The following is a 26,174-nucleotide window of genomic DNA, read 5'->3' on the forward strand; positions in this document are numbered from 1 at the left end:
TTACAACCATTTGAAACTTCAAATTTTTATTTGAAATTCAAAACTGAATCTAAAAGAAGAAAAATCGTAATTTAGCGATGTTTTGGATTAGTTCTTGGTATTAGAAATAAAAAAACTAACAATAATTGTTCTATAAAACAGTTTTAAGTAAGAGACAGTATTCAATAAATAGTAATAAATTTAAAAAACAAATTATGAAAAAAATAATTTTAGTAGCGGTAGTACTTCTTGCAGCATCCGTGGACATGCAAGCACAATTAGTCAAGTTTGGGTTTAAAGGTGGTTTAAATTACGCCAATCAGACCGGAAGTAACATTACGGTAAATAGTGATAACTACAACACTGATGCTATTACCAGTTATCACGCTGGTTTAGTGGCTGAGCTTAAATTAACAGATGGTTTTTCTATACAACCTGAATTATTATATTCGACTCAAGGAGCGACTTATAAAAATGCTGTTGATGAGTTCAAAAACGAATTGGGTTATTTATCCATTCCTGTTTTAGCAAAAATACATTTTAACAAGACTGTTAGTTTAGATCTTGGACCTCAAGCTTCTTTCTTATTAAGCGAAAGAAACGAATTTGACGTAAAAAATGCAGAAACTTTTGAGTTTGGAGTAGCTGGAGGTTTGACTTTAAATGTAACAAAAAACATTTTTCTTCAAGGACGCTATGTTTTAGGATTAACTGAAGCTTCAAAGGAGGCAGAGGTTAAGAACTCTGTACTTCAGATTTCAGCCGGATTTACTTTCTAAAAATAATAAAAAATTAAAATTATTAAAACCGTTCTATAAATTGGAACGGTTTTTTTATTTTTACCAAAACAGGAATTATGAAATGAGCATATCGAATATGTAATAAAAACCAGATAAGTCATATGCGAATTCCATATTCAAATAAAAACAAATATTAACTACGTATGAAAATCAGTATCATCAACGGACCAAACCTCAACCTTCTAGGCAAACGTGAACCAGAAATTTATGGAAGTCAAACTTTTGAAGAATATTTCACCACTTTACAAATTAAATACCCTACTATTGAATTCTCTTATTTTCAGAGCAATATTGAAGGTGAATTAATTGATAAAATTCAGGAATTTGGTTTTTCATTTGATGGTATTATTTTGAATGCAGGAGCTTACACACATACTTCCATAGGAATTGGTGATGCTGTCAAAGCCGTTACTACTCCAGTTGTTGAAGTCCATATTTCGAATACTTTTTCGCGTGAAGGCTTTAGACATCAATCCTATATTTCAGGAAATGCCAAAGGAGTTATTCTCGGTTTTGGTTTAAAAAGTTACGAGTTAGCAATTCAGTCCTTTTTATAGTCTTAAATTATAATTGCCTCCTAAAGAAATCTTTAACAAATAATTAATAGGCTCTTTTTAAACTTCTTCTATTTTTGTGAAAGAAAAAACTTTCATGAAAAAACACTACTTACTTTTGCTTTTCTTAGTTTCATTTGTCAGCAATGCACAAATAAAAGGAACTGTTTCGGACGAAAAAGGAAATCCCTTGCCTTTTGTTACTATTTTTCAGGAAGACACCTATAACGGAACCACTTCAAACGAACAAGGAAATTACGAGTTCAACTTAAATAAAAAAGGAAAGCAATCCGTTGTTTTTCAGTTTTTAGGTTTTAAAACTCAAAAAGTTGCCATACAAACCAATAAATTGCCTTATTTGTTGAATATCATAATGATTGAAGAAAGTTTTTCGTTGAACGAAGTAATTATCAACAAAAAAAACAATCCGGCATTAGCGATAATAAAAAGTGCTATTGCCAGCAGAAAACGAAACACAGAAAAAACAAATCGATTCAACGCTGACTTTTATTCCAGAGGTATTTTTAAACTAAAAAATGCTCCGAAAAAAATATTAGGGCAAAAAATTGGAGACTTAGATGGTGCTTTGGATTCTACTGGAACCGGAATTATTTCATTGTCTGAAACCTTTTCGAAAATAGCATTTGAAAAACCCAACAACTTAAAAGAGGTCGTTACTGCATCAAAAGTAAGTGGCAGCAACAATGGCTACAGCTACAATACAGCCAGATCTTCGTTCTACGATTTCTATGATAATACTATTGATTTTGGTGTCCAAATGATTTCTCCAATAGCGAATAATGCTTTTAACTACTATAATTACAAATTAGAAAGCACGTTTAATGACGAGAATACCAATATGATTAACAAAATAAAAGTGACTGCAAAGCGTGATAGCGAACCGGTTTTTGAAGGATACATTTATATCGTGGAAGATTCCTGGGCAATTTACGCCGTTGATCTGGATATAAAAGGCTACCGAATGAAAGAAGAATTTCTTGATGTGATGACCTTAAAACAAAATTTCGGCTACAACAATAGCAATAAAATTTGGGCCAAAAATACCCAAAGCCTCGAAATCACAGCAGGCGCTTTTGGCATAAAATTTACCGGAAAATATAATTATGTATACAGTAATTATGAATTCATAGATGCTTTTGCTCCAAAAACATTTACAAATGAAATCACGCGCATCGAAATAAATGCCAATAAAAAAGACAGTTTATTTTGGAATACCAACAGACCCATTCCGTTAACAATGGAAGAAAGCACGGACTATATTAGAAAAGACAGTATTTACAAAGTCCGAAATTCTGAAAAATACTTAGACTCAGTTGATGCAAAAGAAAATAAATTCAAACTATTAAAGCTGCTGACGGGCTACACGTATAAGAATAGTACTGAAAAACATAGCTTTAGTTACGAGGGATTATTAAATCTTGGTTCTCTAAGTTTCAATACGGTTCAAGGATATAATTTTGATTCGGGGTTTCGATACACCAACTGGAAAAATCAGGAAAGTAAAGGAATATATACTTCCATAAGTACAAAACTCAATTACGGTTTTGCTGAAGATCGTTTGCGTGTCACCGGACAATTTATCCATCGATTTAACAATCAGAATTATGCCACTTTATATATGACAGGAGGCAGTTCCGTAAAGCAATTTAACCCGAATGAACCAATCAGCAAAGTTATAAATACGATAAGTTCCTTGGCCTTCAAGAATAATTTCATGAAGTTGTATAACTTGGAATCAGCGGCAATTGGCTACAGCCAAGATATTGCAAATGGAGTGAATCTAAATGGAAAGATAGAATACCAGCAACGCAAACCGTTATTCAATAACACTGACTTTTCTTTGTTTAGCAAAGACGATTTATACACGTCGAATAATCCGTTGGCACCGAATGATTTTACCAGTCCGGCATTTGAAAAACACCATTTAACTAAAGTGAATTTACAGGCAAAAATCAATTTTGGAAACAAATATTCCTCTCGTCCCGATGGGAAATTTAACATCCGAAATGAAAAATATCCAACTCTATATTTAGTCTATGAAAAAGCAGTTGCTGCTAACGAAAAGAAGTATGAGTTCGACCACTTCAACACACGATTAACGTATGATTTGACATTAGGAAATAAAGGAGTTTTAGGGATGAATCTAAAAGCAGGAAAATTTCTGAATGCGGATAATATTGCTTTTATAGATTACAAGCATTTTAATGGCAATCAAACCCACATAGGACAAACAGCGCGTTATTTAAATGTTTTTAATTTGCTTCCATATTATTCTAACAGTACGAATGACAGCTATTTTGAAGCACATACTGAATACAACGACAAAGGTTATATCATGAATAAAATACCATTGTTGAACAAACTAAAATCAACTTTAATATTGGGAGCTCATGCACTGTCTACGCCCAATAACAAACCTTATACTGAAGTCACAGTTGGGTTGGACAATTTAGGTTTTGGTAAATTTAAAATGCTTCGTGTTGATTATGTACGTTCCTACCAAAATGGTTTTCAAGGTGACGGAGTAGTTTTTGGGCTAAAGTTTTTGAATATATTAGAATAAAAAAAGAATCTATTTGTCAGTTGCAGTACAGTCGGAAAATATTACGGCATCTTGACTGCGCTCGATGTGACAAAAAAATAACAAGTTAAAAAAGGCACCAGAAAATAATTCTGGTGCCTTTTTAATTTTATTGGATAAAACTCTAATCATTTGGTTCCACATGAATCAATACATGTCCCAACTCCGGAATTTCTTCCCGCAAAGTATCTTTTAGTTTATGAGCGAGATCGTGTCCTTCTTTCACCGTAATATTGGAATCAACCGTTGCATGTAAATCCACGTGATATTGCATACCGGCTTTTCGAATGAAACACTTTTCGGTATCGATAATTCCATCCACCTGAATAGAAATTATTCTGATTTGTTCTATCAAATCATCGTATAAATGCTCGTCCATTATTTCGCCCAAAGCGGGTCTAAAAATAAGGTAACTGTTATAAAGTATGAATCCCGAAGCAAAAAGTGCTGCCCAATCATCAGCAGATTCATATCCATTCCCTAAAATCAAAGCAATCGAAATCCCAAGAAATGCTGCCACAGAAGTTATTGCATCGCTGCGATGGTGCCAAGCATCAGCTCTTAGAGAGGAACTATTGGTTTCAATGCTTCTTTTCATTACGATTCGAAAAGAATATTCTTTCCAAATGATGATTGCAGCCAGAACGATTAATGTCCATGGTTTTGGCAATTGATGCGGCGTTCCAATATTGATAATACTTTCATAGGCAATAATCGTAGCCGAAGTAATCAAAAAACCAACAACTAGAAAGGTAATCAAAGGTTCTGCCCTACCATGACCGTAAGGATGATTCTTATCCGCTGGCCTATTTGAATATTTGATTCCAAATAATACTAGAAAAGAAGAAAAAATATCAGTGGTCGATTCAATTGCGTCTGCAATTAGTGCATACGAATTTCCAAAAAAACCAGCTAAGCCTTTTATTATTGCCAGACAAGTATTTCCTATGATACTAAAATAAGTCGCCTTGATTGCTGTTTGTTCGCTTGACATGTATTTTATTTATAGGTTGAAGTAAAAGTAAAATCGTTTAAGTAAACCGAATTGAATTTATATTCAAATTCTTTCTGGTTTACTTAAACGATATTTTTTATAATTTATGTTATTTACGCGCGTACAATATTTGCTCCAATAGCTCTCAATCGTTCGTCAATGCGTTCGTATCCTCTGTCGATTTGTTCAATGTTTTGAATTGTACTCGTTCCTTTTGCAGAAAGCGCAGCAATCAATAAGGAAATTCCGGCACGAATATCTGGTGATGACATTGTGGTTGCTTTGAGTTGTGATTTGAAATCATGTCCCATTACAACGGCGCGGTGCGGATCACATAACATGATTTTTGCTCCCATGTCAATTAACTTGTCAACAAAAAATAATCTGCTTTCAAACATTTTTTGGTGAATCAAAACATCGCCTTTTGCTTGAGTGGCAACCACTAAAACAATACTTAATAAATCCGGAGTAAATCCAGGCCAAGGCGCATCAGCAATTGTCAAAATAGAACCGTCAATATCCGTTTTTACTTCATACCCATCTACGTGAGCAGGAATGTAAATATCATCTCCTCTGCGTTCCAATGTGATTCCAAGTTTTCTAAATGTGTTGGGGATTAATCCAAGGTTGTCCCAGCTCACATCCTTTATTGTTATTTCTGATTTTGTCATTGCAGCAAGACCAATCCAACTTCCAATTTCAATCATATCAGGGAGAATTCTATGCTCGCAACCACCTAAACTTTCAACTCCTTCGATGGTCAATAAATTAGACCCAACTCCTGTTATTTTAGCTCCCATGGAGTTCAACATCTTACACAATTGTTGCAAGTAAGGCTCACAAGCAGCGTTATAAACTGTTGTTTTCCCTTTGGACAAAACAGCAGCCATCACAATATTAGCAGTTCCAGTAACGGATGCTTCGTCTAATAACATATCGGCACCTTTCAATCCTTTTGGTGCTTCTACGCCATAGAAATGATCTTCTCTGTTGTAACGGAATTTAGCGCCCAGATTGATGAATCCTTCAAAGTGAGTATCCAATCTTCTGCGTCCAATTTTATCACCACCTGGTTTTGGAATATATCCTTTTCCAAATCGTGCCAAAAGTGGTCCAACAATCATAATAGAACCTCTTAGAGAACCGCCTTCTTTCTTGAATGCTTCGGTTTCCAGATACTGTATATTCACCTCATCGGCTTGAAAAGTATACGATCCTGATCCTGTTTTTTGGATTTTTACACCTAAATTTCCTAAAAGCGTAATTAGTTTATTGATATCTATAATATCGGGAATATTATTAATAATCACTTTTTCAGGCGTTAAAAGAACGGCACATAAAATTTGTAACGCTTCATTTTTAGCTCCTTGTGGCGTGATTTCTCCTTTTAGACTAATGCCTCCTTCTATTTTGAAAATTCCCATTTTTTACAGTTATGAGTTATAAATTATTAGATATAAGTTAAAAATTGACGAGCTAAAAGTTATTAAAATTCATAACTGAGAACTCCTAGTTGATAACTGATTTACAAAGGTTTTCTATTTTGGTTTTTGTGAACTGGATTTGGTTTTCCCGTTTTTATATTCTTATTGCTGAGAATTTTTGGTTGACCAACCGGCAAGATTTTATTTGAAACCCGTTTGTTGGTTCGCAATAAATCTGTGGTATTCAATAATTCCTCTGTACTTTGAATCAAATTCAATTTTCCATCGGACAATTCATATAAATGTTCGAAAATCACATCATCTTTCACCGTGTCTTTATTCCAACTCAAGTATGATTTTTTCATGTGATTGGCAATGACTTTCACTAGAGCACTTTTCATTTCGCCATCTTCCCATTTATTGGCCACATCAATCATATATTTGATGTTGTTGCCGTAAAATCTGTATTTTGGAAAATTTTGTGGGTATTTTAAAACATCCGGTTTCAGTTGTAACACTTCACGCGATGGAATTGGATACGGTGAATCAGCCACTAATTTAAAATCAGACATTATGAAAAGCTGATCCCACAATTTGTGTTGAAAATCAGGAACATCACGCAAATGTGGATTCAAACTTCCCATCACCTGAATAATGTATTTTGCCGCTTTGTTGCGTTCTACATCATCTTCAATTTTAGTTGCCTGATCAATCAATTTCTGCAAATGACGGCCGTATTCCGGAATAATCAAATGCGATCTCTCAGCATTATATTCCAAATGATGCACGACATCGTTCGAGTTTTCTTTAATATATTTTGAATTCATATTCGAATGTATCTGTTTTGATTCCAATGCTTTTTTTCGAAAATTAGAATCATTCGAACGCAGCAAATCAAAAATTTTATGTTGTAATTAAAGGGAAATAATACCTTCTATTGTAGAAACTTCCAGGTATTTATCTACTATTTCTTGTGAATCTTTTACAGTAACATCAACAGATATACTGGTAAATTTTCCTGTCTTGGATTTTGTAGTTTTGATAACTGCTCCCATACAGTCAAATGCCAACTGCACTCGTTCTATATTATTACTTTCTGTTGGTACAATAAATTTAAATAAGTATTCTGCTGGCCATGTATTGCTCATATCCAACTCCACTTTTAATCTATCATAAAATTCTTCAGTCTTCTTATCCATTTTCTATTTAAAAATAAAGGCAAATATACGGTTTCAAACGTAAATTATGAATTTTGAATTATGATTTTTTGTCTAATCGCATTTTAACCGCAATGATTTTTTCAAATCCCGATAAGTTTAAGTAAATTTGCCCCTTATTTTTTAAAAGTGCAAAAAGAAATCATAGTTATCATTGGCGGTCCAGGAACAGGTAAAACCACTATTATCGACGGATTGGTCGCTAAAGGACATTGTTGTTATCCCGAAATTTCCCGGGAGGTGACTTTGGAAGCAAAAAAACAAGGAATCGAGCAATTGTTCCTTGAAAAACCTTTGTTATTCAGCGAATTACTTCTTGAAGGAAGAAAGAAACAATTTCAAAATGCTTCAAAAGAGCCGCATGAAGTTGTATTTATCGACAGAGGGATTCCGGATGTTTTGGCTTACATGCATTACATTGGCGATAGTTATCCTGCTACTTTTGATGCCGCTTGCCGTGAACATACCTATTCAAAAATCTTCATTCTTCCGCCTTGGGAAGAAATTTATATCAGCGATCACGAACGTTACGAAAACTTCGAACAAGCGAAACTCATCTACAATCATCTTACGGAAACCTATCAAAGTTACGGTTACGAACTTATAGAAGTTCCAAAAGACACGATGGATAACAGAATTCTTTTTATCTTAGATGAAATTTCTAAATAGTCTGCAGGTTTAGGATTTAAGCTTTAGACTATTTTTCAATGAAATGAAATCTATACTTTATGCAAGAAGCAGTTGCTATTCTTCAAAAATATTGGAAGCACGACAAATTCAGGTCGCTGCAAAAGGAAATCATCGATTCCGTTTTAAGCGGACATGACACTTTTGCATTGATGCCAACCGGCGGCGGAAAATCAGTTTGTTTCCAAATTCCGGCTATGATGAACAAAGGCATTTGCCTCGTCGTCTCGCCATTGGTAGCGCTGATGAAAGATCAAGTCGCTAATTTGCAAAAGCGAAACATCAAAGCCATAGCATTGACAGGTGGAATTCGATCCGAGGAAATGATCGATTTACTGGACAATTGCCAATTCGGAAATTACAAATTCCTTTACTTATCACCTGAACGTCTTCAATCCGATTGGATTTTGGAACGAATAAAAAATCTCCCCATCAATTTAATCACCATAGATGAAGCGCACTGCGTCTCACAATGGGGACATGATTTCCGTCCAGCATATTTAAAAATTTCAGAATTAAAAAAGCATTTTCCAACAGTACCATTTTTAGCATTGACTGCCACTGCAACGCCAAGAGTCAAAGAAGATATTATCAATGAGTTGGGATTACACAAACCACAAGTTTTCGAAAAATCATTCGCCAGAGAAAATATTGCTTATATGATTTTTGAGGTCGAGGATAAACTTTTTAGAATAGAACAAATTCTAAAGAAAAACCCACAACCTTCCATAATATATGTACGAAACAGAAAATCGTGTCTTGATATTTCCTCACAGTTAAATTCATTAGGATTTAAAGCTACGTATTATCACGGCGGACTTTCGTCCAAAGAAAAAGACAAAAACATGCAATCCTGGATGAACGAAGAGGTACAGGTTATTGTGGCTACCAATGCTTTTGGAATGGGAATTGACAAAGCCAATGTAAAAACGGTCATCCACATTCAGCTGCCAGAAAACATGGAAAATTATTATCAGGAAGCAGGACGTGCAGGAAGAAATGGAGAAAGAGCCTTTGCTGTTTTATTGACCAGTCCTTCTGATATCATTCAGGCTCAAAGCCAATTTATCAATATTCTTCCAGATAAAAAGTTTTTGAATCTCATGTATGTCAAGCTCTGCAACTATTTTCAAATCGCTTACGGAGAAGGAATCAATGAACAGTTCAACTTCAATTTACATCATTTTTGTTTAAAATATGAATTCCCAACACTGAAAACGTACAACGCCATGCAATTCCTGGACCGACAAGGAATCATTAGTCTGTCCCAAGAATTTTCAGAAAAAATAACCCTGCAGTTTCTGATACCTTCCAAAGAAGTGATTCGGTATATGAGTTTAAATCCAAACGACGAGGAAATTATTTTAGCCATTTTGCGAACCTACCCGGGAATTTACGAAATGCAAACTGCATTCAACCTGCAACTGATTGCCAAAAAATCAAATCATAAGGAAACTGAAATCCAGGCTGTTTTACATAAATTAAAAGAAAAAGAAATCATAGATTACCATTCGAAAAATAATGATGCCACATTAATTTTCAATGAAGTTCGGGAAGATGACAGAACCATCAATCGGGTTTCGAAACATTTAGAGAATCAAAATCAATTAAAAAAAGAGCAGCTTCAATCCGTAATCCACTACATCAGTGAGAAAAAAGTGTGCAAAAACAAGTTGATTCTACATTATTTTGGAGAAAAAACAACCAAAGATTGCGGCATTTGTTCGTTTTGCATTACCAAGAAAATAAAGAAGAAAGATGTATCGCTCCTTTCTACAGCAATAATTGCTTTATTACAAGCCGAAGATCTAAATTCGAGAGACATTCAAAATAAAACTAAAAATAGTCCGGACGAAGTTATTGGAGTACTTCAGGATTTATTAGAAAACAACACAATTTTGGTTAAACCAAATAACAAATATACTTTACGATCATAATGGAAAAATTACGAATTGTTTTTATGGGTACGCCCGAATTTGCAGTGGGAATATTAGACACAATTATCAAAAACAACTATGAGGTTGTAGGTGTCATAACTGCTGCGGACAAACCAGCAGGCCGAGGACAAAAATTAAAGTATTCTGCAGTAAAGGAATACGCGCTGGCTCATAATCTTACTTTATTGCAGCCTTTAAACTTAAAAGACGAAACTTTTTTGGCTGAATTAAAAGCGCTGAATGCTAATTTACAAATTGTAGTTGCGTTTAGAATGTTACCAAAAGTAGTTTGGGAAATGCCATCTTTGGGAACTTTTAATCTTCATGCTTCACTCCTGCCGAATTATCGCGGAGCCGCACCGATAAATTGGGCAATAATCAATGGAGAAACTAAAACGGGTGTCACCACTTTTTTTATCGATGATAAAATCGATACTGGAGCGATGATTTTAAGTTCGGAAATTCCTATTGATGAAACCGAAAATGCAGGACATTTACATGACCGACTAATGGAATTAGGAAGCAAGACCGTTATTGACACTTTGGAAATGATCGAAACAGAAAATGTATCTACAGAAATCCAAAAAGACACCAACGATATCAAAACAGCCTACAAACTCAACAAAGAGAATTGCAAAATTGACTGGACAAAATCAGCTCAAGAGATAAACAATTTGATTCGAGGTTTGAGTCCTTATCCAGCGGCTTGGTGTTTCTTTGAAGACAAGAATGAAGAATGGAATGTCAAAATATACGAAGCCAAAATAATTTCAGAGGAACACAATCATCCGATTGGAAGTTTAATTTGTACCAAAAAAGAAATGAAAATTGCAGTAAAAAATGGTTTCATCCAAATACTTAATTTGCAGTTTCCGGGCAAAAAGAAAATGAGTGCACCAGAATTATTGAATGGGATTGCATTTTCAGCGGAGGCGAAAGTCCATTAACACCAACAATAACGGGTGTTTCTTAACTTTAATCAGAAATAACCATTGATTTATCAACAAAAAAAATAAGTTATCAACAAAACGGCGTAAATTAACATGAAACGCTTGCAAGGAACGTATTTCCTACTAAATTTGTGTATTAACAATTTTTAATAACCAACAATTAATAACTATTTATTATGAACAAATCAGAATTAATCGATGCTATCGCTGCTGATGCAGGAATCACAAAAGCTGCTGCAAAATTAGCTTTAGAGTCATTTTTAGGGAACGTAGGAGGTACTTTGAAAAAAGGTGGAAGAGTATCTTTAGTAGGTTTCGGATCATGGTCTGTTTCTGCTAGAGCTGCAAGAGACGGTAGAAATCCTCAAACAGGAAAAACTATCCAAATTGCTGCTAAAAATGTAGTAAAATTCAAAGCAGGTGCAGAATTAGAAGGTGCGGTAAACTAATTTAGTTAACCTATATAATCAAAACCTTCCTTCTGGAAGGTTTTTTTATGCGTTTCAACGATTTTATTTGGCACTCTTATAATAAAAAACTTAAATTTAATAAAAAATCCAATCCGATGATTACAGATAAATTAAAAAAAGGATATTTGCTTATAGCAGAGCCTACGATAATTGGGGATTTATCATTCAATAGATCGGTAATTTTATTAGCTGACTATAACGAAGAAGGATCCGTTGGTTTTATAATTAATAAACCTTTGAAATATACCATCCACGACTTGATACCGGATGTAGATGCTCGATTTAAGATCTATAATGGTGGTCCTGTGGAACAAGACAACCTTTATTTTATCCATAATATCCCAGAGCTGATTCCCAATAGCATTGAGATATCCAATGGAATTTATTGGGGTGGTGATTTTGAATCTACCAAAGAACTCATCAATAAAGGAGAAATAAGCAAAGATAACATCCGATTCTTTTTAGGATACACTGGTTGGCACGAAAATCAACTAGAAAGTGAAATGAAAAGTCATTCTTGGATTATTACTGCCAATAGCTATGAAAACAAAATAATTGGTAAATCAGCAACTCATTTCTGGAAAGAGCAAATCATGGAGTTGGGCGGAGAATACCTAATATGGTCTAATGCTCCTGAAAACCCCTACTTAAACTAAGTATTACTTATCATTTCGTTAAGCTTATCCAATAGTTGAACGGATATGTTCGTGGTAAAAGTTTTTTTACGATACTGGGTTATCGGTTGAATTCCTTTGATAACATTGGTCACAAATAACTCATCTGCTTTTTGAAGGTCAAACGGAGAAATTACGTCTTCTACGACCTCTAAATTTTCTATTTTTTTAGCTAAACTTAAAATTTGCTTTCTCATAACCCCGTTCAAGCATCCTTCAGAAACTGGCGGAGTAATCAATTTATTACCCAATAGCATGAAGATATTCCCTTGTAACGCTTCAACCACATTCTTGCTGTCATTTAGCAATAAGCAATTATCTAAGCCATTTTCACTCGCAAAAATACTTCCTGTTATATTTATGATTTTATTAGTCGTTTTAATAGACGACAACAATTGTTTTGTGACATAAAAGTCTTTGTACAAATCTACTTCATAAGCTTTCTTTTCGAATGAATACATGGTGTTTTCGAGTGCTCCAGCATGAATTAAAAAAGAGACCGTATTACTTTGTGGCAAATAATAACCGCCATCATTCCTGTAAACTGTAATTCGGGCTCGTGAGGAGTCTGCTAATGCGGATTTATTAACCAAAGAAAGGATTTGTTCCTCGAGGTATTCCATTGTGAAATTCATGGGAATTTCCATTCGGACTACACGCATAGAAGACATTAACCTAAAATAATGGTCTTCCAGGAAAAGAATTTTATTGTTTATTATTTTAACTGTTTCAAAAACTCCGTCTCCATAGAGAAAAGCACGATTTTGAGTCAATATATTAGCATCCTGAGACACTATAGTTCCATTAAAATTAATCATAAAAAAGCCCTAAATTTTATTCAGGGCAAATATAAGTCATAAAATATGATTTTACTATACAGATCCAATTAGATGTTTCAAGTCAGAGATTTGGTTTTCCCATAACAACGTGGCCTCATCGACTTCATCTTTATCAGCAAAGTCTACTACCATTAAAGAGACATCTTTAGTGAGTTCATCGACTAAAATGTGTAATTCAAAAAAGTACTCGGTATCTTTACTGTTTTCGTCAACCCACTTAAATTTCACTTTCTCACCTGTTTTCTTAGAGGCAAGCCTTGCTTTTTCTTCGGAGTCATTCCAAATAAAAGTAAAAAACTCACCACGAGAATTGACATTATCGGCAAACCACTCCGATAAACCTGATGGTGTCGATATGTATTGATACAACAATTGAGGCGAAGAATTGATGGGGAATTCGATTTCGTAACGTACTTTTTGATCCATGAGCTACATTTAATTTTTCGGAAATATATAGAATATAACTACATAAAAAAAGTGTTTTTAAAAATATTTTTTTTTCTTCAAAATATACTTGCAAGCTGTATTATTATTTTTATATTTGCACCCGCATTCAGGGAGGATTATCCACCCTCAATCATGGCGAGATAGCTCAGTTGGTTAGAGCGCAGGATTCATAACCCTGAGGTCCCGAGTTCAAATCTCGGTCTCGCTACCAAGACAAACCCTTAAACAGTAACTGTTTAAGGGTTTTTTATTATAATTATGTTTTAAAAATACCGACTGTAAAACGCTCAAGTGAGGAAAGGGAGTGAGGAAAGGGAGTGAGGAATTATAAAAATTGAGCTGCGAATTCCATTAAATATTAAGAAGAAAAGGTAATGATAAAATGTAATTTTTCATTAAAATCATTTGAAGCTTGAAGTAATAATTTTATTTACAAGCTCTCCAATTTAAAAATCTTATAGATTTTTCATTAATCTACTCGTCATACTGCTTTTGAAATGTAAAAATCTTCCGTGGATTACTCTCTGCATATTTGTAAATTAACCCCATAATATATTGATTGCTTTTGTAAAGGGTAACATAATCCTTTATTTCTGCAAGATCGGTGATTGCAACATCTGAAGTAATATATCCCATTCCATAAAAGTGACCATTTTCCACCAAGATACAACTGCGCTCATCCATGGTTCTACCTTTATCAATTATAGCAAAACTGTTTCTGCTACTCAGTAAAAATTGGATAGCATTTTCAACTTTTTCATTGTGAAGATCTACATCCGGTAAGTTTATAAAATCATCTTCTGGTATAGTTGAATTATTTTCGATGGTGCAATAGTGACAAAATCTAGTATCCAAGTCAAATTGTTGAGCCAAACTCTGTAATACGCTTATACCTTCATATTGTCGACTAAAATGTTCTATCGAAGACTGAAACTTCATTAGTTTTCCAACTGCTAGATATTTATACCCATTTCTGGCTTCATATTGGTAAAGACCATATTTTGGTTCAAAGCGTTTGAGCGCACGATTGTATGCTGGCCATAATTTTTTGATTTCTGTGCATTCCAATATTAATGCCATTAATTCCGTAGCGCAAACCTCAAATGAAATACTATGAATTTCTCGTAAAAAATTTTGTCTTTGTGAGCTTACAGTATTGCCCGTGAAATGTGAGGCTACCCGCTTTTTAATATTAATCGCTTTTCCAACATAAATAACGGTTCTCACTGCGTTATAAAAATAATACACACCCGCTTTTTCAGGTAATTGAATAAAATCATCTGGCGGTAAATTCGGGGGCAAGCGTTGATCTTGTGCTGTTTTTTTGATCATTTTGTCAATTTCACCTTCTAGATCGCAGGCTAATAATCTGGAAAACAATATAGCCGTTGCATCCGCATCACCTCCGGCGCGATGCCTGTTCTCTAGCGGAATATCCAATGATTTGCATAGTCTTCCCAAACTATATGACGCAATGCCGGGTATAATTTTTCTTGCAGCCCGAACGGTGCATAATTTTTTTGCTGACCATTTAAAACCCGCTTCATTCAATTGATGGTGAACAAAGGAGTAATCGAAATTAACATTGTGCGCTACAAAAACACGATCAGTCAGCAATTGAAGTACTTTTTCTGAAATATCATCAAAAATAGGCGCATCTTTTACTAACTCGTTATTAATACCCGTTAATGCAAAAATAGGCAACGGAATATCTTTTTGTGGATTAACTAGGGTTTCGTATCGTTCGATCACTTCCTCACCGTTATGTATGACTATTGCAATTTCAGTAATTCGGCTTCCACGAGCATTTCCACCAGTGGTTTCGATATCTACTATGGCATATTCCTTCTTTTTCATTGTTGTATATTTTTAAAATAATTCTCTTTTGCTTTAGCACTTTAGAGACTCATTTTATGTCTAGGTAAATTAATTTCATGTTCTTGTGGATAAGGTGCTCGCTGGGTGCTGCTGACATCTTCCCTAATTTGTTGTTGTGTTTTATACTGATCCTTAGCATCCATGTAACGAGGATCTGGAACAAAGGGCATTTTAGCCATTTTCAATATTGTAACTGTTGCAAAATGATAATCAACTTCTACAACGCCTAATAATAAATAACATCCTCCCCCCAGAAAAGGATATTTAAGCAGATTATCCGGAAAATGAACTGTATCAAAATATGTGCCTTCATTATCAATCCATGTACCGAAATACATAGTCCCTCGTTTTGTAGGAACTTGTTTTCTCGAAATAAGATAAGCCAACATCTTAACTTGCTTTTTGTGATGAATTAGTAAATTTTTGGCCATTACATCTCCTCGATATTTCGTTTCAAGTAAGTCAAAAACGGTACACGAAACTGGAAAGCTCAACAGTTCAATTTCATCAAAAGCATCTTCATGAATAGAACGTTCTAAATTGGGAAGTTTAAACTCTTTGACCGGCTCTTGCAGCAACATCAGATTCTTATTTTCGGGTTTTAAATTATTAAGCAACAAACTTGCGGTGACTAGAAGTTGGTTTTTATTTTTTCCCGTAAAAGCAAATGCACCTATGAATATCAATATTTTGATACTTTCTAAACCCATTGGAATCCTATTGATAAAATCCTCGAAAGATATAAAATCTCCATTTTTCTCTCGATCGGATTCGATAAATAAAGCCATTTTACTATCCAAACTAAGTACATGCATGAAACCAAGATACACATCCGTTCCGTACACATTCGTTTCATAATTGCTTTTATTAACGCATGGATTATGAATAGTGGCACCTGCCATTCTAGCTTCGTGAACGTAAACTTCTGTTCTGTAAAATCCACCTTGATTGTTAATTACTGCAACCATAAATTCTATGGGATAATAGACTTTCAAATATAAACTTTGGTAACTTTCCACTGCGTATGATGCAGAGTGTGCTTTACAAAAAGAATATCCTGCAAACGATTCTATCTGACGGTAAATTTCTTCACTCAATGCAGCAGGATGACCATTTTGAGCACAGGAAATAAAAAAATCATCTTTTACTTTTTTCAATGCTTCCAGTGATCGTCCTTTTCCGGACATAGCGCGTCTCAAAATATCTCCGTCGGCTGCTGGTAATCCACCATAATGCAATGCTATTTTGATGACATCTTCTTGGTACACCATAATGCCATACGTCTCCCCTAACTGCTCTTTAAATACCTCATGAAAATATTCAAACTGACTAGGATTGTTGTGACGAAAAATATATTCTTTCATCATTCCTGATTTGGCTACACCAGGACGAATAATCGAAGAAGCAGCAACTAAAGTTTTATAATTATCGCATTTAAGTCTTCGTAACAATCCTCTCATGGCCGGACTTTCAATATAAAAACAACCAATAGTGTTTCCCTGCGATAAATAACTATTGGCTACTTTTTCGTTTTTAGATATCGAAGTATCTCTGATATTTATCCGAATCCCTTTGTTTTTCTCAATAAGTTTGACACTATCATCAATGTGACCGATACCCCTTTGACTTAAAATATCGAATTTTTCAAAACCAATATCTTCCGCAACATGCATATCAAAAAGGACAATTGGAAAACCTTTAGGCGGCATTTCCAGTGGTGTGTAATTGGTTATAGGTTCCTCAGAAATCAAAATACCACAAGAATGCATGCTCCGTTGATTGGGATATTTTTCTAACATCATGCCGTAATTTTGAACAAATGTCACAATACTATTCTTCTCATGAAGTTTCATGGGATTTTTTGCCAACAGGTCTAATTCTTCTTTGGGCAATCCAAATACTTTTCCAACTTCCCTAAAAATAGATCGGTATTTAAACTCAACATTCGTCCCACAAAAAGCAACATGATCTTTCCCATATCGATTAAAGACATATTCCAAAATAACATCTCGTTCTTTCCAACTCCAATCGATATCAAAATCAGGTGGACTTTTTCTGTTTACATTTAGAAACCGCTCAAAGTATAGATCCAGTTCTAACGGACATATATCAGTAATTCCAAGACAATAAGCAATTATACTGTTTGCTCCACTACCTCGCCCAATGTGCATGAATCCCCTGCTGTTACTGTACCGAATAATGTCCCAAGTTATCAAAAAGTATCCGCTAAATTCTAACTGATCAATAACTTTAAGTTCCTTGGTTACGCGTGCCTGTGCTTGAATATTATTTTTTCCATATCGCCATAAAAGTCCCTGCTGAGCCAGTGAGGTTAATAAAGCAATATCGCTCTGACGATTATTGGTGTAAAATTTTTTATTTCTCGGTATTTTAAAATCAAATGAAAAATTGCATTGATGAATTAATTGTTCCGTATTTTGGATAATTTCGGGATATTCCGAATAGAATGATACAAGGGAATCTAATGGTTGCAAAACTTCCGATGTTTTACAATAATCCGCATCCGTTAGTTTTGATAAAAGAACATTTAAATCTACTGCTCTTAGTATTTTATGCAGGTTAAATTCTTTTTTGGTTCTGAAAGTTACCGGTTGCAACACCACCATTTTGCTTATTTTACTTTTAAGTTCCAAAGAAAAAAGCTTGGAAACTTCCTCTGGGCGAATGCCTATAAATTCATTATCACGAAGAGTCTCTGGTGCATTTTCTAAAGTATAAATAATAAAAACGGAAGCAAATTCTGGAGCAAAAACAGGCAATATTTCACCACTAAAATTATAAGAAGTAAGAAACCGATTCATTTCCGCAAGTCCATCCGCATTTTTAGCTAAACCTATGTACCGCATTGCACCTTCAGCACGAAATTCGATACCCACTAAAGGTTTGATTCCTGCAGCGTCACAGCCTTTTATAAAATCATAAATTCCAGTTACCGTATTGATATCAGTCAACGCCATCGCTTTGACACCACAAGTAACTGCTTGACTAATCAGGTCAACAAGTGGAATAGTGCCGTAACGCAAGGAATGAAAAGAATGACAGTTGAGATACATGAGGTACTTTCTATTTAGAATTTTCTATTTTTCGTTTTAAAATTTCATCTTTGGTATTGGGTTTAAATGATGCTCCCGCACAACGCATCACCGCATCAAAACCATAACGAGATTTAATTTTATCCATAGCAGCATAAAGGGATAACATTTCCTCCGTATCTTCAAAAAGATTGATTTGGTACGTTCCCCTCACCAGCCCACTGAAACGAATTCCAATCAAACGCAATCTCATGCGTCTCTGAAACAATTTGTCAAATAACTCCACAACATTTGTAGTGAGAATATGATCTGCAGAGGTATACGCAATCTTGCATTGCTTGGTTTCCGTATCAAAATTAGCATAGCGAATTTTAACCACTACAGTTGAAGTCAACCATTCTTCCGATCGCAGTTGAAACGCAAGTTTTTCAACCATACCGGTCAGTATAGTTTTCAATTTGACCATATCAATAGTATCCTGAGAGAAAGTGTGTTCCGTAGAAATTGATTTTCGCTCTGAGTACGGTTCTACAGGATTAGTATCGACTCCATTGGCCTTTTTCCAAATATCAATACCGTTTTTCCCAATCATTTGTTGAAGCACTTCTACAGGCATTTCAGAAAGGGTCTGTATGGTTCTAATGCCTATTCTGGACAAAAGCCGAAAAGTAACATCACCAACCATTGGGATTTTTTGAATCGATAATGGATTTAAAAATGGCTTTACCATGTGCTCTGGTATTTCCAAATTCATTTTCTGTTTTCCTTCTCCCGTACCAATTTTTGAAACTGTTTTATTAACTGATAATGCAAAAGTCAATGGCAATCCAGTTTCTTTTGTTATTCTATTTGCCAGTTCGGTCGTCCACTTGTAACTACCATAAAATTTATCCATACCCGTAATATCAAGATAAAACTCATCGATACTCGCTTTCTCCACTACGGGTGCTTTTTCCTGGATAATTTCAGTTATCGTATGAGAATATTTCGAATATAATTCCATATCGCCTTTCATCACTTTAGCTTGTGGACACAGTTTAAGTGCCATGTTGATAGGCATCGCAGAACGCACGCCAAAACGACGCGCTTCATAGGAACATGAAGCTACAACACCTCGATCACCACCACCAATAATCAAAGGAATTCCTTCTAATTGTGAGTTCGTAATTCTTTCGCAGGAAACAAAAAATGTATTCATATCCAGATGTACAATTGCCCTTGTCATTTTCTTTGTTTTGTAAGCTACAAAATTAGTACAGATACTAACTTTTTTACCTATCTTTGATGTTATAAATTATAACAAAATAGTTATGTCCTTATTTTCAGACAATATCAGAGCATTACGAGTGAAGAGTAAAATTTCTCAGGAAAAATTAGCCGAGCATTTGCAAATTACCCGAGGACGGTATGTAAAATACGAGGATGGTACCTCTGAAGCACCGTATGAAATATTGAAAAAGATTGCCTACCATTTTCATATCAGTATTGATTTATTACTGTCAGTAGACATTCGTAAAATAGAGATTCAAGATCTAATTAATTTAGAAAACAACCGAATTATTTTACCTATTCAAGTTGAACCAAATGGTGATAATAGTATCGAAATTGTTACTCAAAAAGTTAAAGCGGGTTATTTGACTGGATACTCTGATCCGGAATATATAGAGAGTTTGCAACAAATTTCATTGCCTTTTTTAGGAACAGGCAAGCACCGTGGGTTTCCTGTTGAAGGTGATTCAATGCCACCTCATGAAGAAGGTTCAATAATTGTGGGACGCTACGTCGAAAATATTGGACAAGTTCAAGATGGTAAAACCTATATCCTGATCACTAAAAATCATGGTATGGTGTATAAGCGTTTAAATAAAAACAAAAAAAACACTTTGGTTTTAGAATCTGACAATCGGTTTTATCCTAATTATGAAGTAAAGTTTTCTGAAATTTTAGAAATATGGGAATTCCAATGCAATATCGGTCGAACTGATACTAAACAGCCTCTAACTGAAATTGAAAGTTTAAAAGAAATTCTTTTGGAATTAAAAAGAGAGGTTTCAGAAATTAAAGAAAATACTATTAATTAAAATATTAATGTTAACCGGGTAAGAATCCGTACACGATTACTTAATTTTCACATCATATAACAGCATATAATTAGATATTTATTTGGTAAAAATATTAAATTAATTTTTGGAGTGATATTTTAGTGTTGACGTCACTATCATTGCTGATAGTTTCTGGATCTTTATGTTTTCGTGCAGTTTTTTACCATTGAAGAATGATCCCTTGTATCTATTGTATAATTTTCATAAGATCCCTATTAGGCATGGTCTCAGCCAATGATAATTATTTACTTTAAAAACAAATTCTAATTAAAGAACTTTTTAGTGTTGATTTTCTTTTCTTTTACTCTGATAACAAATTCGGGGACCACTATAATTTCTCCAGCTTTTAATGTAACTTCATGGCTGCTTTTTTCACAAAATGTATTGGCAGGTAACGATTTTTCATCGATTGTAATGACATATTTTGCAGTCGGAAGGAATGATATGAACTTACCGTCATCATTTGTGTATATTTTTTGTATCAGCTGGTTGTCTTTCGTAATGCTAAAAGAGATCCCATAACCACGCTGTTCAAAACTTACCGAAGTTGTAGCATTATAAGCAAAGGAAACTTTTCCTTCTATTTTCCCACTTTGGTGCAGCGGAATAGCCAGGTTTAACAAGCGGCGGTCTACTTCAAAAGCAGTGTCATCGTAATACCAACTATCTTGTACTAACTGCTTCAAAAAATAGGCTCCGTAAGGCACTTGTTTATATGAAGCTACTCCATCGTCATTTGTTTGCAAAGCAACTTTATTAATGTTAATTATGTAATTGGGAGCAACCTTTTCATTGGCATCAAACTGATTATTATTGTTAGTATCATAAAAAACTTGTGCTTTGATAACACCTTTTTTATCTGGATTCAACAGTGTCTTTTGTAAATTTAGCGTAACACCAACTTCAAGAGTCAAGGTATTATTGACCACTGCTCCATTAGAATAATTGTACCATGCGGAGTTAAAAAAAGTACTGAACACTTTTCCGGTATATTTGGCATTGAGAAATGCTGAGGGTGTTTTGCCATACACAATATCTTTTATATAGGAAATTCCACTGCTCAAATTCAATTTGTCTTTTACAAAGTTATTGTTATAAAATAATGATAACGTGAACTTCTCATAGTTTACATTCGGACCAGCAATACTAGAAAAAGCATATTCAGATAAATAGTAACTCCCCGATTGGTAGTTCGAATTAACATTGAAATTTCTAAAACTATAATTCGCATTTACTTTCATCTGAAACTGATTCTCCGTGCGCAGGGGATATTTAACAACTCCGGTTTCAAATCCTAAAATAGCTGCCTGTCGGGATGGACTGTTAATCCACGAAAATTGTTGGATAATGCGATGTGCATGAATTTTTTGTGACACATTAAGATCTGTACTTCCAAAAAGACGATTGTAACTATTGGAACTTTCCTCTTGGTATTGATAGAACAGACTAAAGCTAAAATCTCTAAATTTAGGAAATCGGTTTCCTAGTTCTATTCTATTATTTGTCGATTCTTGTGCTGCTTCAAACAAATAAAATTTGGGCGAAAAATTAGAGAAAATTACATTTGCATGTATATTATTATCTTTAATGGTGGTCGCAATATTCTGCTGAAATTGCATACTTCCTCTTCGGTTTCCTGGATAATAATCGGAACTGAAATAATAATTTCCGTTCATATTAAAGTTTTTAATTTTTCCAGTATAACTAGATTCACCAGCAAAAGTAGGCTTGATGAAATCTTTTTCTTCATAGACACTCATTGCACCGTTTACTTTTGCATTAAATCTCCATTCTGGAGTAAAATCATAATTAATTTCAGTTCCTAGAATATTATGTTTTGCTTTTTCAAACGGGTCGTATCGGAATACGTATATCCCCGAAGCATTTCGGGAGCTGTTATTTGATCGTAGTGTCCCTTTGGCAAACAAGCCAAAACCATTTTTGAGCCAATTATCTTTTTCTATTAAATTAAAATTCTGATCCACAAAACCCAATTCAATTTTTTCGTTTTTTGTAAAAGTATGACTGTATTCCACTCCCCTGCCCACTAGCGTCATTTCAAGAAGCCGACTTATATTCCCAATGGTATAAATATTATTTTTCTGACTAAACACCAAATTTGTGTTGGTTATTAACGGAATTTCCTGACTGCTTGACAAACTTACAATTCCTCGCATAAACAGATAACCTGATGGAATATTTACGCCTCCAGAGCCATTTATCTGATAAAAGCTATTTCCCTGACCGAAATTTCTGTAGCTGCCAGTAATTTGGTTTTGGGTTTCTTCCAATAAATCGACAAATAAGGAGCCATTATACTGTTGTTCACTAGCAATATTCTGAACATCTACTGTAACATTACCAAAAAAATCTTTACTCGGATTTCTAAAACCGGAGATGCGTATCGAAAAATTGGATTGTTTAGCCAATTCTTTAGACGGAAGGTAGGTAAATGTAAAAATAGAATCTTTTTTTATTGCAATATTCGCCTTTTGTTCTAAGAATAAGTTCGCATTTGTTGGGTCTGGAAATTTACAAACTACAGTAATATTTTGTGCAACATTTCCTTTATTACTCACCTTTACCTTGACCACCATTGGTTCATTACTTGACGATCGGTAAATCGAGCTTTCCAGAGGTATGATGGTAAGTGTATCATTGACCTCGATTGTATAATTGGTACTTTGCTGTGCAAGCAATTTTCCGGATAGATCTAGTAATTTACATTCAATCAGCGACGCTCCCGCAACAGCCTCTTCTCCAATTACAAATTTAATAGGAATGTGGCGCGCTTCATTGGGCAGTAATTCAATTTCCACATCTTGATTCCCCAGGATTCTAAATCCTTTTGGTGTGATGAAACTGATTGTACCATTTATTTTATTTACAGTAGTATTTTTAATAACCACCACTAAACTTACCAAGGACTCTTTTTGAGTAGAAGAATCCTTTTGTAGTTCCATAGTGACCGCGCTCTGAACATTTTGCGCATGCAAAGGATTTAACACTACAAACAACAGTAATAAGAGCAAAAAAAAATTTAAAGTACAACAACGCATTTTTTAAAGATTATTGAGGAGTAATCTCATATTGTAACGTCGTGGTATAATCATCCGGTTTGGCATTAATCAAACGGCTATCCTGCGCCATTGTAAAATATTTGATATCATATTTGAAAGACGATTTACTGGCACTGTTAGTCTGTACTAATGTTTGATTGGCAGCACTAAGAACAATCGGAAAAATACGTTGGTTGGTAGTAGCTGCTGTGGCTAATGTTAGGTGAATGACATCAACAGGAATTGAATTCCCCCTAGCCGATTGTAAGTTGGTTTGCAGCGATCGCACCTTGATTTGAAAGTTGCTGCTACTGGTTACCAAAAGCCCATCTGTATACGTAACACTACTTCCATTATTGTAATCTTGCATGGTTTTAAATTCTAAAACTCCATTGGCAGCATTCATATTTACTTTTAAAGTAAGTTGATCTGCAGGTGGCGGAGCATCAGTAATATTTCCAATTTGGAACTGAAAATCATGACTTATTTTACCAATTACAGCGTTATTTTGGTCGTATGCCGTAAACTCTACAGGCACACTAAACCGTGTCCAAGCAGGTATATTTCCAAGATAAGCCCCCCCTTGAATGGTAATTCCATATTTTAATTGAAGATTGTAATACCCATTTTCTCTCTGCGGTCTGTTAAACAAAGCGGCATTCGAATTAGGTATTAAAAAAGTTTCACTATTCTCTTGCAAAAAAACATTTGGAGGAGCACCAATTTGTGAAAATGTTGGAACAGGATTTGGTTCAGACTTTCCAGATGTTGTTATGGTTTGAAAAGAAATTTTATTTGATGGTATCGAAAATTTTCCATCTTCAGAAACAATGTTTTTTTTCAGTCGGGCAGAAAGTTTCCAATTTGGCATATTCAGGTTTCCATTTGCACTAAATGTAACCGTATAAGCATCAGGATTGCTGTTCCCGTTATACGAATTAATCTGTAAATAAGAATTTACCCAAGAGTTAAAGGTCACTTGAGATACGCAAAATAGAGGTATAAAAAATAATGTTATCAGAATACTATATCTATTCATAATTAAAATTTAGTTCTGCCATTTCTAATAGGGAGGAATCTCCATAATCAATTATAACCGATGCATTATAAGATCCCTTTTCTAAGAGTTCCGTAACAGGAATACTCAATTTACGTAAATTATCAGGGAGTGTATAAAAAATGATATCATTTACGGCCACTTTTTTACCCGTTTTAGTATTAATAATTTCCGTTGAGATTTTACCGTCTACCCAAATTTGAGATTGATTTTTAAATTTTAAATTGATGCTGTTTGCAGACTGATCAAATTTTAAATCTTCTATTTCAATTTTCTTAGTAAGATTATTTGAAAAGGTGTGAAAAATTTTGATTCCAGAGCGAATACTCACCTTAATATTTGCTCCTTTACTATCAAAATCATCCACAGGATTCATTTGACTTACATACAAAATAGCGGTGTGCGTAGGTAAACTATCTGTAGCTATCTTTATTGGTGTAATCGTTACTTCCAGATCTTTTCTTTCTCCTGGAGCTAAGGTAAAATAATTGTCATTATTTTTAACAGAAACCCAGCTTGCACAAGAATTTTTCAAAGTATTCGAAGGATACATCATGTTTTCACCTTTTTCATCATACTCCCAATCACCAAGGCTCACAGCAAGATCCAAAGTGTTCTTTTGACTTACATTAGTTACCGTAACTTTTTGTGTACTACTGGTTCCCGGATTTGACTCAAAATAAATTCTAGGCGGCGATACAGAAATACCTGTTTGTGCATGTACTTCAAAAATTAAAAAACAAAACAGTAAAACAAGTCTATTCATTTTAAGTATTTTTTAAAAAGTATTGGATAAATTAACTACAACAAAGTTAACTAAATAAAAAAGTGCCACAATTTCTTGTGACACTTTTTTATATATTCTCACCAAAAGGTCTTATTGACTTATAATAGTATAGGTAAGTGTAGTAGCGTAAACTGTTGGAATTTGTCCTGCAATATAATTGTTGATATACGCATCAGCACCTGCACCTTTGTATTCGATATTGATTTTCTTATTTACGCCTCCAGTAGTTGAACTCATTAAAGTCGTATCCACATTTGACAAGTTGAATGCAGGAACATAAGTTGCAGCATCCTGTTTAGCACTTCCCGCAGATGGTGTCAATTTAATTGTGTTCACTAAAATACTTTTAGTTCCGTTTGTCATTGTTGCATCAGCAGCTTTTACTTTTACCTGAAATCCTCCTGTACTGTAAACAGTCAAGTGATCCGCATTTACCGAAGCTACACCATTTGCATAATCATCTTTAGTAACATATTCTAAATTAACAGTATTTTGAGCCGGGTTAACAACTAATGTTTGAATAGGTTTCAATTTTACATTTAAAGTTACAGTTTGAGCATTTACTGTTACGAATGCTAGTAGTAAAAAAGAAGATAGAATAATTTTTTTCATTGGGGTTTTATTAAATTATATTTGATTAATTCCTTATTTTGAGAGTGCAAAT

22 protein-coding genes and 1 tRNA gene are annotated in these 26,174 nt (G+C 34.4%); 10 read left to right on the plus strand and 13 right to left on the minus strand.

All coding sequences use genetic code 11. The annotated features are described in order from the left end of the window. The first annotated feature begins 194 nt into the window (after nt 1-194). The 3 genes from DR871_RS11160 (at nt 195) to DR871_RS11170 (ending at nt 3,917) form a co-directional block, all read left to right on the plus strand. On the plus strand, nt 195-758 hold the full coding sequence (locus tag DR871_RS11160; RefSeq protein WP_113666356.1) for a porin family protein: 564 nt from the start codon (nt 195-197) through the stop codon (nt 756-758). 164 nt (nt 759-922) lie between these two features. Next, a complete protein-coding gene (gene aroQ / locus DR871_RS11165) occupies nt 923-1,336 on the plus strand; it encodes a type II 3-dehydroquinate dehydratase (RefSeq protein WP_113666357.1) in 414 nt (137 codons plus the stop codon). A gap of 94 nt (nt 1,337-1,430) precedes the next feature. Further along, nucleotides 1,431-3,917, plus strand: a complete 2,487-nt coding sequence (locus tag DR871_RS11170) for a DUF5686 and carboxypeptidase regulatory-like domain-containing protein (protein WP_113666358.1) — start codon at nt 1,431-1,433, stop codon at nt 3,915-3,917. A gap of 142 nt (nt 3,918-4,059) precedes the next feature. On the opposite strand, the gene DR871_RS11175 is transcribed toward DR871_RS11170, so the two are convergent. The 4 genes from DR871_RS11175 to DR871_RS11190 all read right to left on the minus strand — a co-directional run bounded on the left by DR871_RS11175 (nt 4,060) and on the right by DR871_RS11190 (nt 7,552). Continuing rightward, a complete protein-coding gene (locus DR871_RS11175) occupies nt 4,060-4,929 on the minus strand; it encodes a cation diffusion facilitator family transporter (RefSeq protein ID WP_113666359.1) in 870 nt (289 codons plus the stop codon). Nucleotides 4,930-5,042: 113 nt separating this feature from the next. After that, a complete protein-coding gene (murA, locus tag DR871_RS11180) occupies nt 5,043-6,353 on the minus strand; it encodes a UDP-N-acetylglucosamine 1-carboxyvinyltransferase (RefSeq protein WP_113666360.1) in 1,311 nt (436 codons plus the stop codon). Between the two features lie 101 nt (nt 6,354-6,454). Continuing rightward, nucleotides 6,455-7,180, minus strand: coding sequence for a DUF4290 domain-containing protein (locus tag DR871_RS11185; RefSeq protein ID WP_091171614.1), 726 nt, complete (start codon nt 7,178-7,180; stop codon nt 6,455-6,457). An 87-nt stretch (nt 7,181-7,267) separates the two neighbouring features. Beyond that, nucleotides 7,268-7,552 (minus strand): DUF493 family protein, encoded by a 285-nt coding sequence (locus DR871_RS11190; RefSeq protein WP_113666361.1) that lies wholly within the window; start codon nt 7,550-7,552, stop codon nt 7,268-7,270. A gap of 147 nt (nt 7,553-7,699) precedes the next feature. Between DR871_RS11190 and DR871_RS11195 the strand changes: the two genes are divergently transcribed. From DR871_RS11195 to DR871_RS11215, 5 genes are all read left to right on the plus strand, one after another. Next, the gene (locus DR871_RS11195) at nt 7,700-8,239 is read left to right on the plus strand and encodes an AAA family ATPase (protein WP_091171620.1); all 540 of its coding nucleotides are present in this window, start codon (nt 7,700-7,702) and stop codon (nt 8,237-8,239) included. A gap of 59 nt (nt 8,240-8,298) precedes the next feature. Further along, nucleotides 8,299-10,194: a RecQ family ATP-dependent DNA helicase gene (locus DR871_RS11200; RefSeq protein WP_113666362.1), complete on the plus strand. Its 1,896-nt coding sequence runs from the start codon at nt 8,299-8,301 to the stop codon at nt 10,192-10,194. Continuing rightward, complete coding sequence (gene fmt, locus DR871_RS11205) at nt 10,194-11,141, plus strand: methionyl-tRNA formyltransferase (RefSeq protein ID WP_113666363.1); 948 nt, start codon at nt 10,194-10,196, stop codon at nt 11,139-11,141. Before DR871_RS11200 ends, fmt begins: the two co-directional genes overlap by 1 nt. Nucleotides 11,142-11,320: 179 nt before the next feature. Then, nucleotides 11,321-11,593 (plus strand): HU family DNA-binding protein, encoded by a 273-nt coding sequence (locus DR871_RS11210; RefSeq protein WP_073017033.1) that lies wholly within the window; start codon nt 11,321-11,323, stop codon nt 11,591-11,593. Between the two features lie 116 nt (nt 11,594-11,709). Beyond that, nucleotides 11,710-12,270 carry a YqgE/AlgH family protein gene (locus DR871_RS11215; RefSeq protein WP_113666499.1) on the plus strand — a complete coding sequence of 187 codons (561 nt, stop codon included), beginning with the start codon at nt 11,710-11,712 and terminating at the stop codon, nt 12,268-12,270. On the opposite strand, the gene DR871_RS11220 is transcribed toward DR871_RS11215, so the two are convergent. Both DR871_RS11220 and DR871_RS11225 read right to left on the minus strand, forming a co-directional pair. Continuing rightward, nucleotides 12,267-13,106, minus strand: coding sequence for an aminotransferase class IV (locus DR871_RS11220; protein ID WP_113666364.1), 840 nt, complete (start codon nt 13,104-13,106; stop codon nt 12,267-12,269). The two genes, DR871_RS11215 and DR871_RS11220, sit on opposite strands and share 4 nt — an antisense overlap. A 54-nt stretch (nt 13,107-13,160) precedes the next feature. Continuing rightward, complete coding sequence (locus DR871_RS11225; RefSeq protein ID WP_066077711.1) at nt 13,161-13,553, minus strand: START-like domain-containing protein; 393 nt, start codon at nt 13,551-13,553, stop codon at nt 13,161-13,163. A 155-nt stretch (nt 13,554-13,708) separates the two neighbouring features. On the opposite strand from DR871_RS11225, the gene DR871_RS11230 reads away from it, so the two are divergent. Then, a tRNA-Met gene (locus tag DR871_RS11230) sits at nt 13,709-13,785 on the plus strand. Between the two features lie 263 nt (nt 13,786-14,048). Here the strand turns inward: DR871_RS11230 and DR871_RS11235 are convergent. Genes DR871_RS11235 through dinB form a run of 3 tightly spaced genes read right to left on the minus strand, consistent with a single transcriptional unit; the run spans nt 14,049 to nt 19,730 of the window. Beyond that, nucleotides 14,049-15,431, minus strand: a complete 1,383-nt coding sequence (locus DR871_RS11235) for an exonuclease domain-containing protein (protein ID WP_113666365.1) — start codon at nt 15,429-15,431, stop codon at nt 14,049-14,051. 41 nt (nt 15,432-15,472) lie between these two features. Then, nucleotides 15,473-18,526 (minus strand): DNA polymerase III subunit alpha, encoded by a 3,054-nt coding sequence (locus DR871_RS11240; protein WP_113666366.1) that lies wholly within the window; start codon nt 18,524-18,526, stop codon nt 15,473-15,475. Nucleotides 18,527-18,536: 10 nt separating this feature from the next. Then, a complete protein-coding gene (gene dinB / locus DR871_RS11245) occupies nt 18,537-19,730 on the minus strand; it encodes a DNA polymerase IV (RefSeq protein WP_113666367.1) in 1,194 nt (397 codons plus the stop codon). A gap of 85 nt (nt 19,731-19,815) precedes the next feature. Here dinB and DR871_RS11250 point away from each other — a divergent pair, with 85 nt between their 5' ends. Beyond that, nucleotides 19,816-20,586, plus strand: coding sequence for an XRE family transcriptional regulator (locus DR871_RS11250; RefSeq protein ID WP_113666368.1), 771 nt, complete (start codon nt 19,816-19,818; stop codon nt 20,584-20,586). A 284-nt stretch (nt 20,587-20,870) separates the two neighbouring features. Here DR871_RS11250 and DR871_RS11255 read toward each other — a convergent pair whose 3' ends face one another. From DR871_RS11255 to DR871_RS11270, 4 genes are all read right to left on the minus strand, one after another. Then, nucleotides 20,871-23,570, minus strand: a complete 2,700-nt coding sequence (locus DR871_RS11255) for a COG1470 family protein (protein WP_129752541.1) — start codon at nt 23,568-23,570, stop codon at nt 20,871-20,873. 106 nt (nt 23,571-23,676) lie between these two features. Beyond that, on the minus strand, nt 23,677-24,705 hold the full coding sequence (locus DR871_RS11260; protein ID WP_113666370.1) for a hypothetical protein: 1,029 nt from the start codon (nt 24,703-24,705) through the stop codon (nt 23,677-23,679). Continuing rightward, nucleotides 24,698-25,489, minus strand: a complete 792-nt coding sequence (locus DR871_RS11265; RefSeq protein ID WP_113666371.1) for a fimbrial biogenesis chaperone — start codon at nt 25,487-25,489, stop codon at nt 24,698-24,700. Before DR871_RS11265 ends, DR871_RS11260 begins: the two co-directional genes overlap by 8 nt. 111 nt (nt 25,490-25,600) lie before the next feature. Continuing rightward, entirely contained in the window at nt 25,601-26,122 is a 522-nt protein-coding gene (locus DR871_RS11270; RefSeq protein WP_113666372.1) for a hypothetical protein, read from the minus strand. Nucleotides 26,123-26,174 lie beyond the last annotated feature (52 nt).

The organism is Flavobacterium petrolei (assembly GCF_003314435.2).
GTDB lineage: Bacteria > Bacteroidota > Bacteroidia > Flavobacteriales > Flavobacteriaceae > Flavobacterium > Flavobacterium petrolei.

Bases quoted from the DNA above. Each gene is read 5' to 3' on its own strand.
- DR871_RS11160 (WP_113666356.1), top strand. From the start codon at position 195: ATGAAAAAAATAATTTTAGTAGCGGTAGTACTTCTTGCAGCATCCGTG.
- aroQ (WP_113666357.1), top strand. From the start codon at position 923: ATGAAAATCAGTATCATCAACGGACCAAACCTCAACCTTCTAGGCAAA.
- DR871_RS11170 (WP_113666358.1), top strand. From the start codon at position 1,431: ATGAAAAAACACTACTTACTTTTGCTTTTCTTAGTTTCATTTGTCAGC.
- DR871_RS11175 (WP_113666359.1), bottom strand. From the start codon at position 4,929: ATGTCAAGCGAACAAACAGCAATCAAGGCGACTTATTTTAGTATCATA.
- murA (WP_113666360.1), bottom strand. From the start codon at position 6,353: ATGGGAATTTTCAAAATAGAAGGAGGCATTAGTCTAAAAGGAGAAATC.
- DR871_RS11185 (WP_091171614.1), bottom strand. From the start codon at position 7,180: ATGAATTCAAAATATATTAAAGAAAACTCGAACGATGTCGTGCATCAT.
- DR871_RS11190 (WP_113666361.1), bottom strand. From the start codon at position 7,552: ATGGATAAGAAGACTGAAGAATTTTATGATAGATTAAAAGTGGAGTTG.
- DR871_RS11200 (WP_113666362.1), top strand. From the start codon at position 8,299: ATGCAAGAAGCAGTTGCTATTCTTCAAAAATATTGGAAGCACGACAAA.
- fmt (WP_113666363.1), top strand. From the start codon at position 10,194: ATGGAAAAATTACGAATTGTTTTTATGGGTACGCCCGAATTTGCAGTG.
- DR871_RS11210 (WP_073017033.1), top strand. From the start codon at position 11,321: ATGAACAAATCAGAATTAATCGATGCTATCGCTGCTGATGCAGGAATC.
- DR871_RS11215 (WP_113666499.1), top strand. From the start codon at position 11,710: ATGATTACAGATAAATTAAAAAAAGGATATTTGCTTATAGCAGAGCCT.
- DR871_RS11220 (WP_113666364.1), bottom strand. From the start codon at position 13,106: ATGATTAATTTTAATGGAACTATAGTGTCTCAGGATGCTAATATATTG.
- DR871_RS11225 (WP_066077711.1), bottom strand. From the start codon at position 13,553: ATGGATCAAAAAGTACGTTACGAAATCGAATTCCCCATCAATTCTTCG.
- DR871_RS11235 (WP_113666365.1), bottom strand. From the start codon at position 15,431: ATGAAAAAGAAGGAATATGCCATAGTAGATATCGAAACCACTGGTGGA.
- DR871_RS11240 (WP_113666366.1), bottom strand. From the start codon at position 18,526: ATGTATCTCAACTGTCATTCTTTTCATTCCTTGCGTTACGGCACTATT.
- dinB (WP_113666367.1), bottom strand. From the start codon at position 19,730: ATGACAAGGGCAATTGTACATCTGGATATGAATACATTTTTTGTTTCC.
- DR871_RS11250 (WP_113666368.1), top strand. From the start codon at position 19,816: ATGTCCTTATTTTCAGACAATATCAGAGCATTACGAGTGAAGAGTAAA.
- DR871_RS11255 (WP_129752541.1), bottom strand. From the start codon at position 23,570: ATGGAACTACAAAAGGATTCTTCTACTCAAAAAGAGTCCTTGGTAAGT.
- DR871_RS11260 (WP_113666370.1), bottom strand. From the start codon at position 24,705: ATGAATAGATATAGTATTCTGATAACATTATTTTTTATACCTCTATTT.
- DR871_RS11265 (WP_113666371.1), bottom strand. From the start codon at position 25,489: ATGAATAGACTTGTTTTACTGTTTTGTTTTTTAATTTTTGAAGTACAT.
- DR871_RS11270 (WP_113666372.1), bottom strand. From the start codon at position 26,122: ATGAAAAAAATTATTCTATCTTCTTTTTTACTACTAGCATTCGTAACA.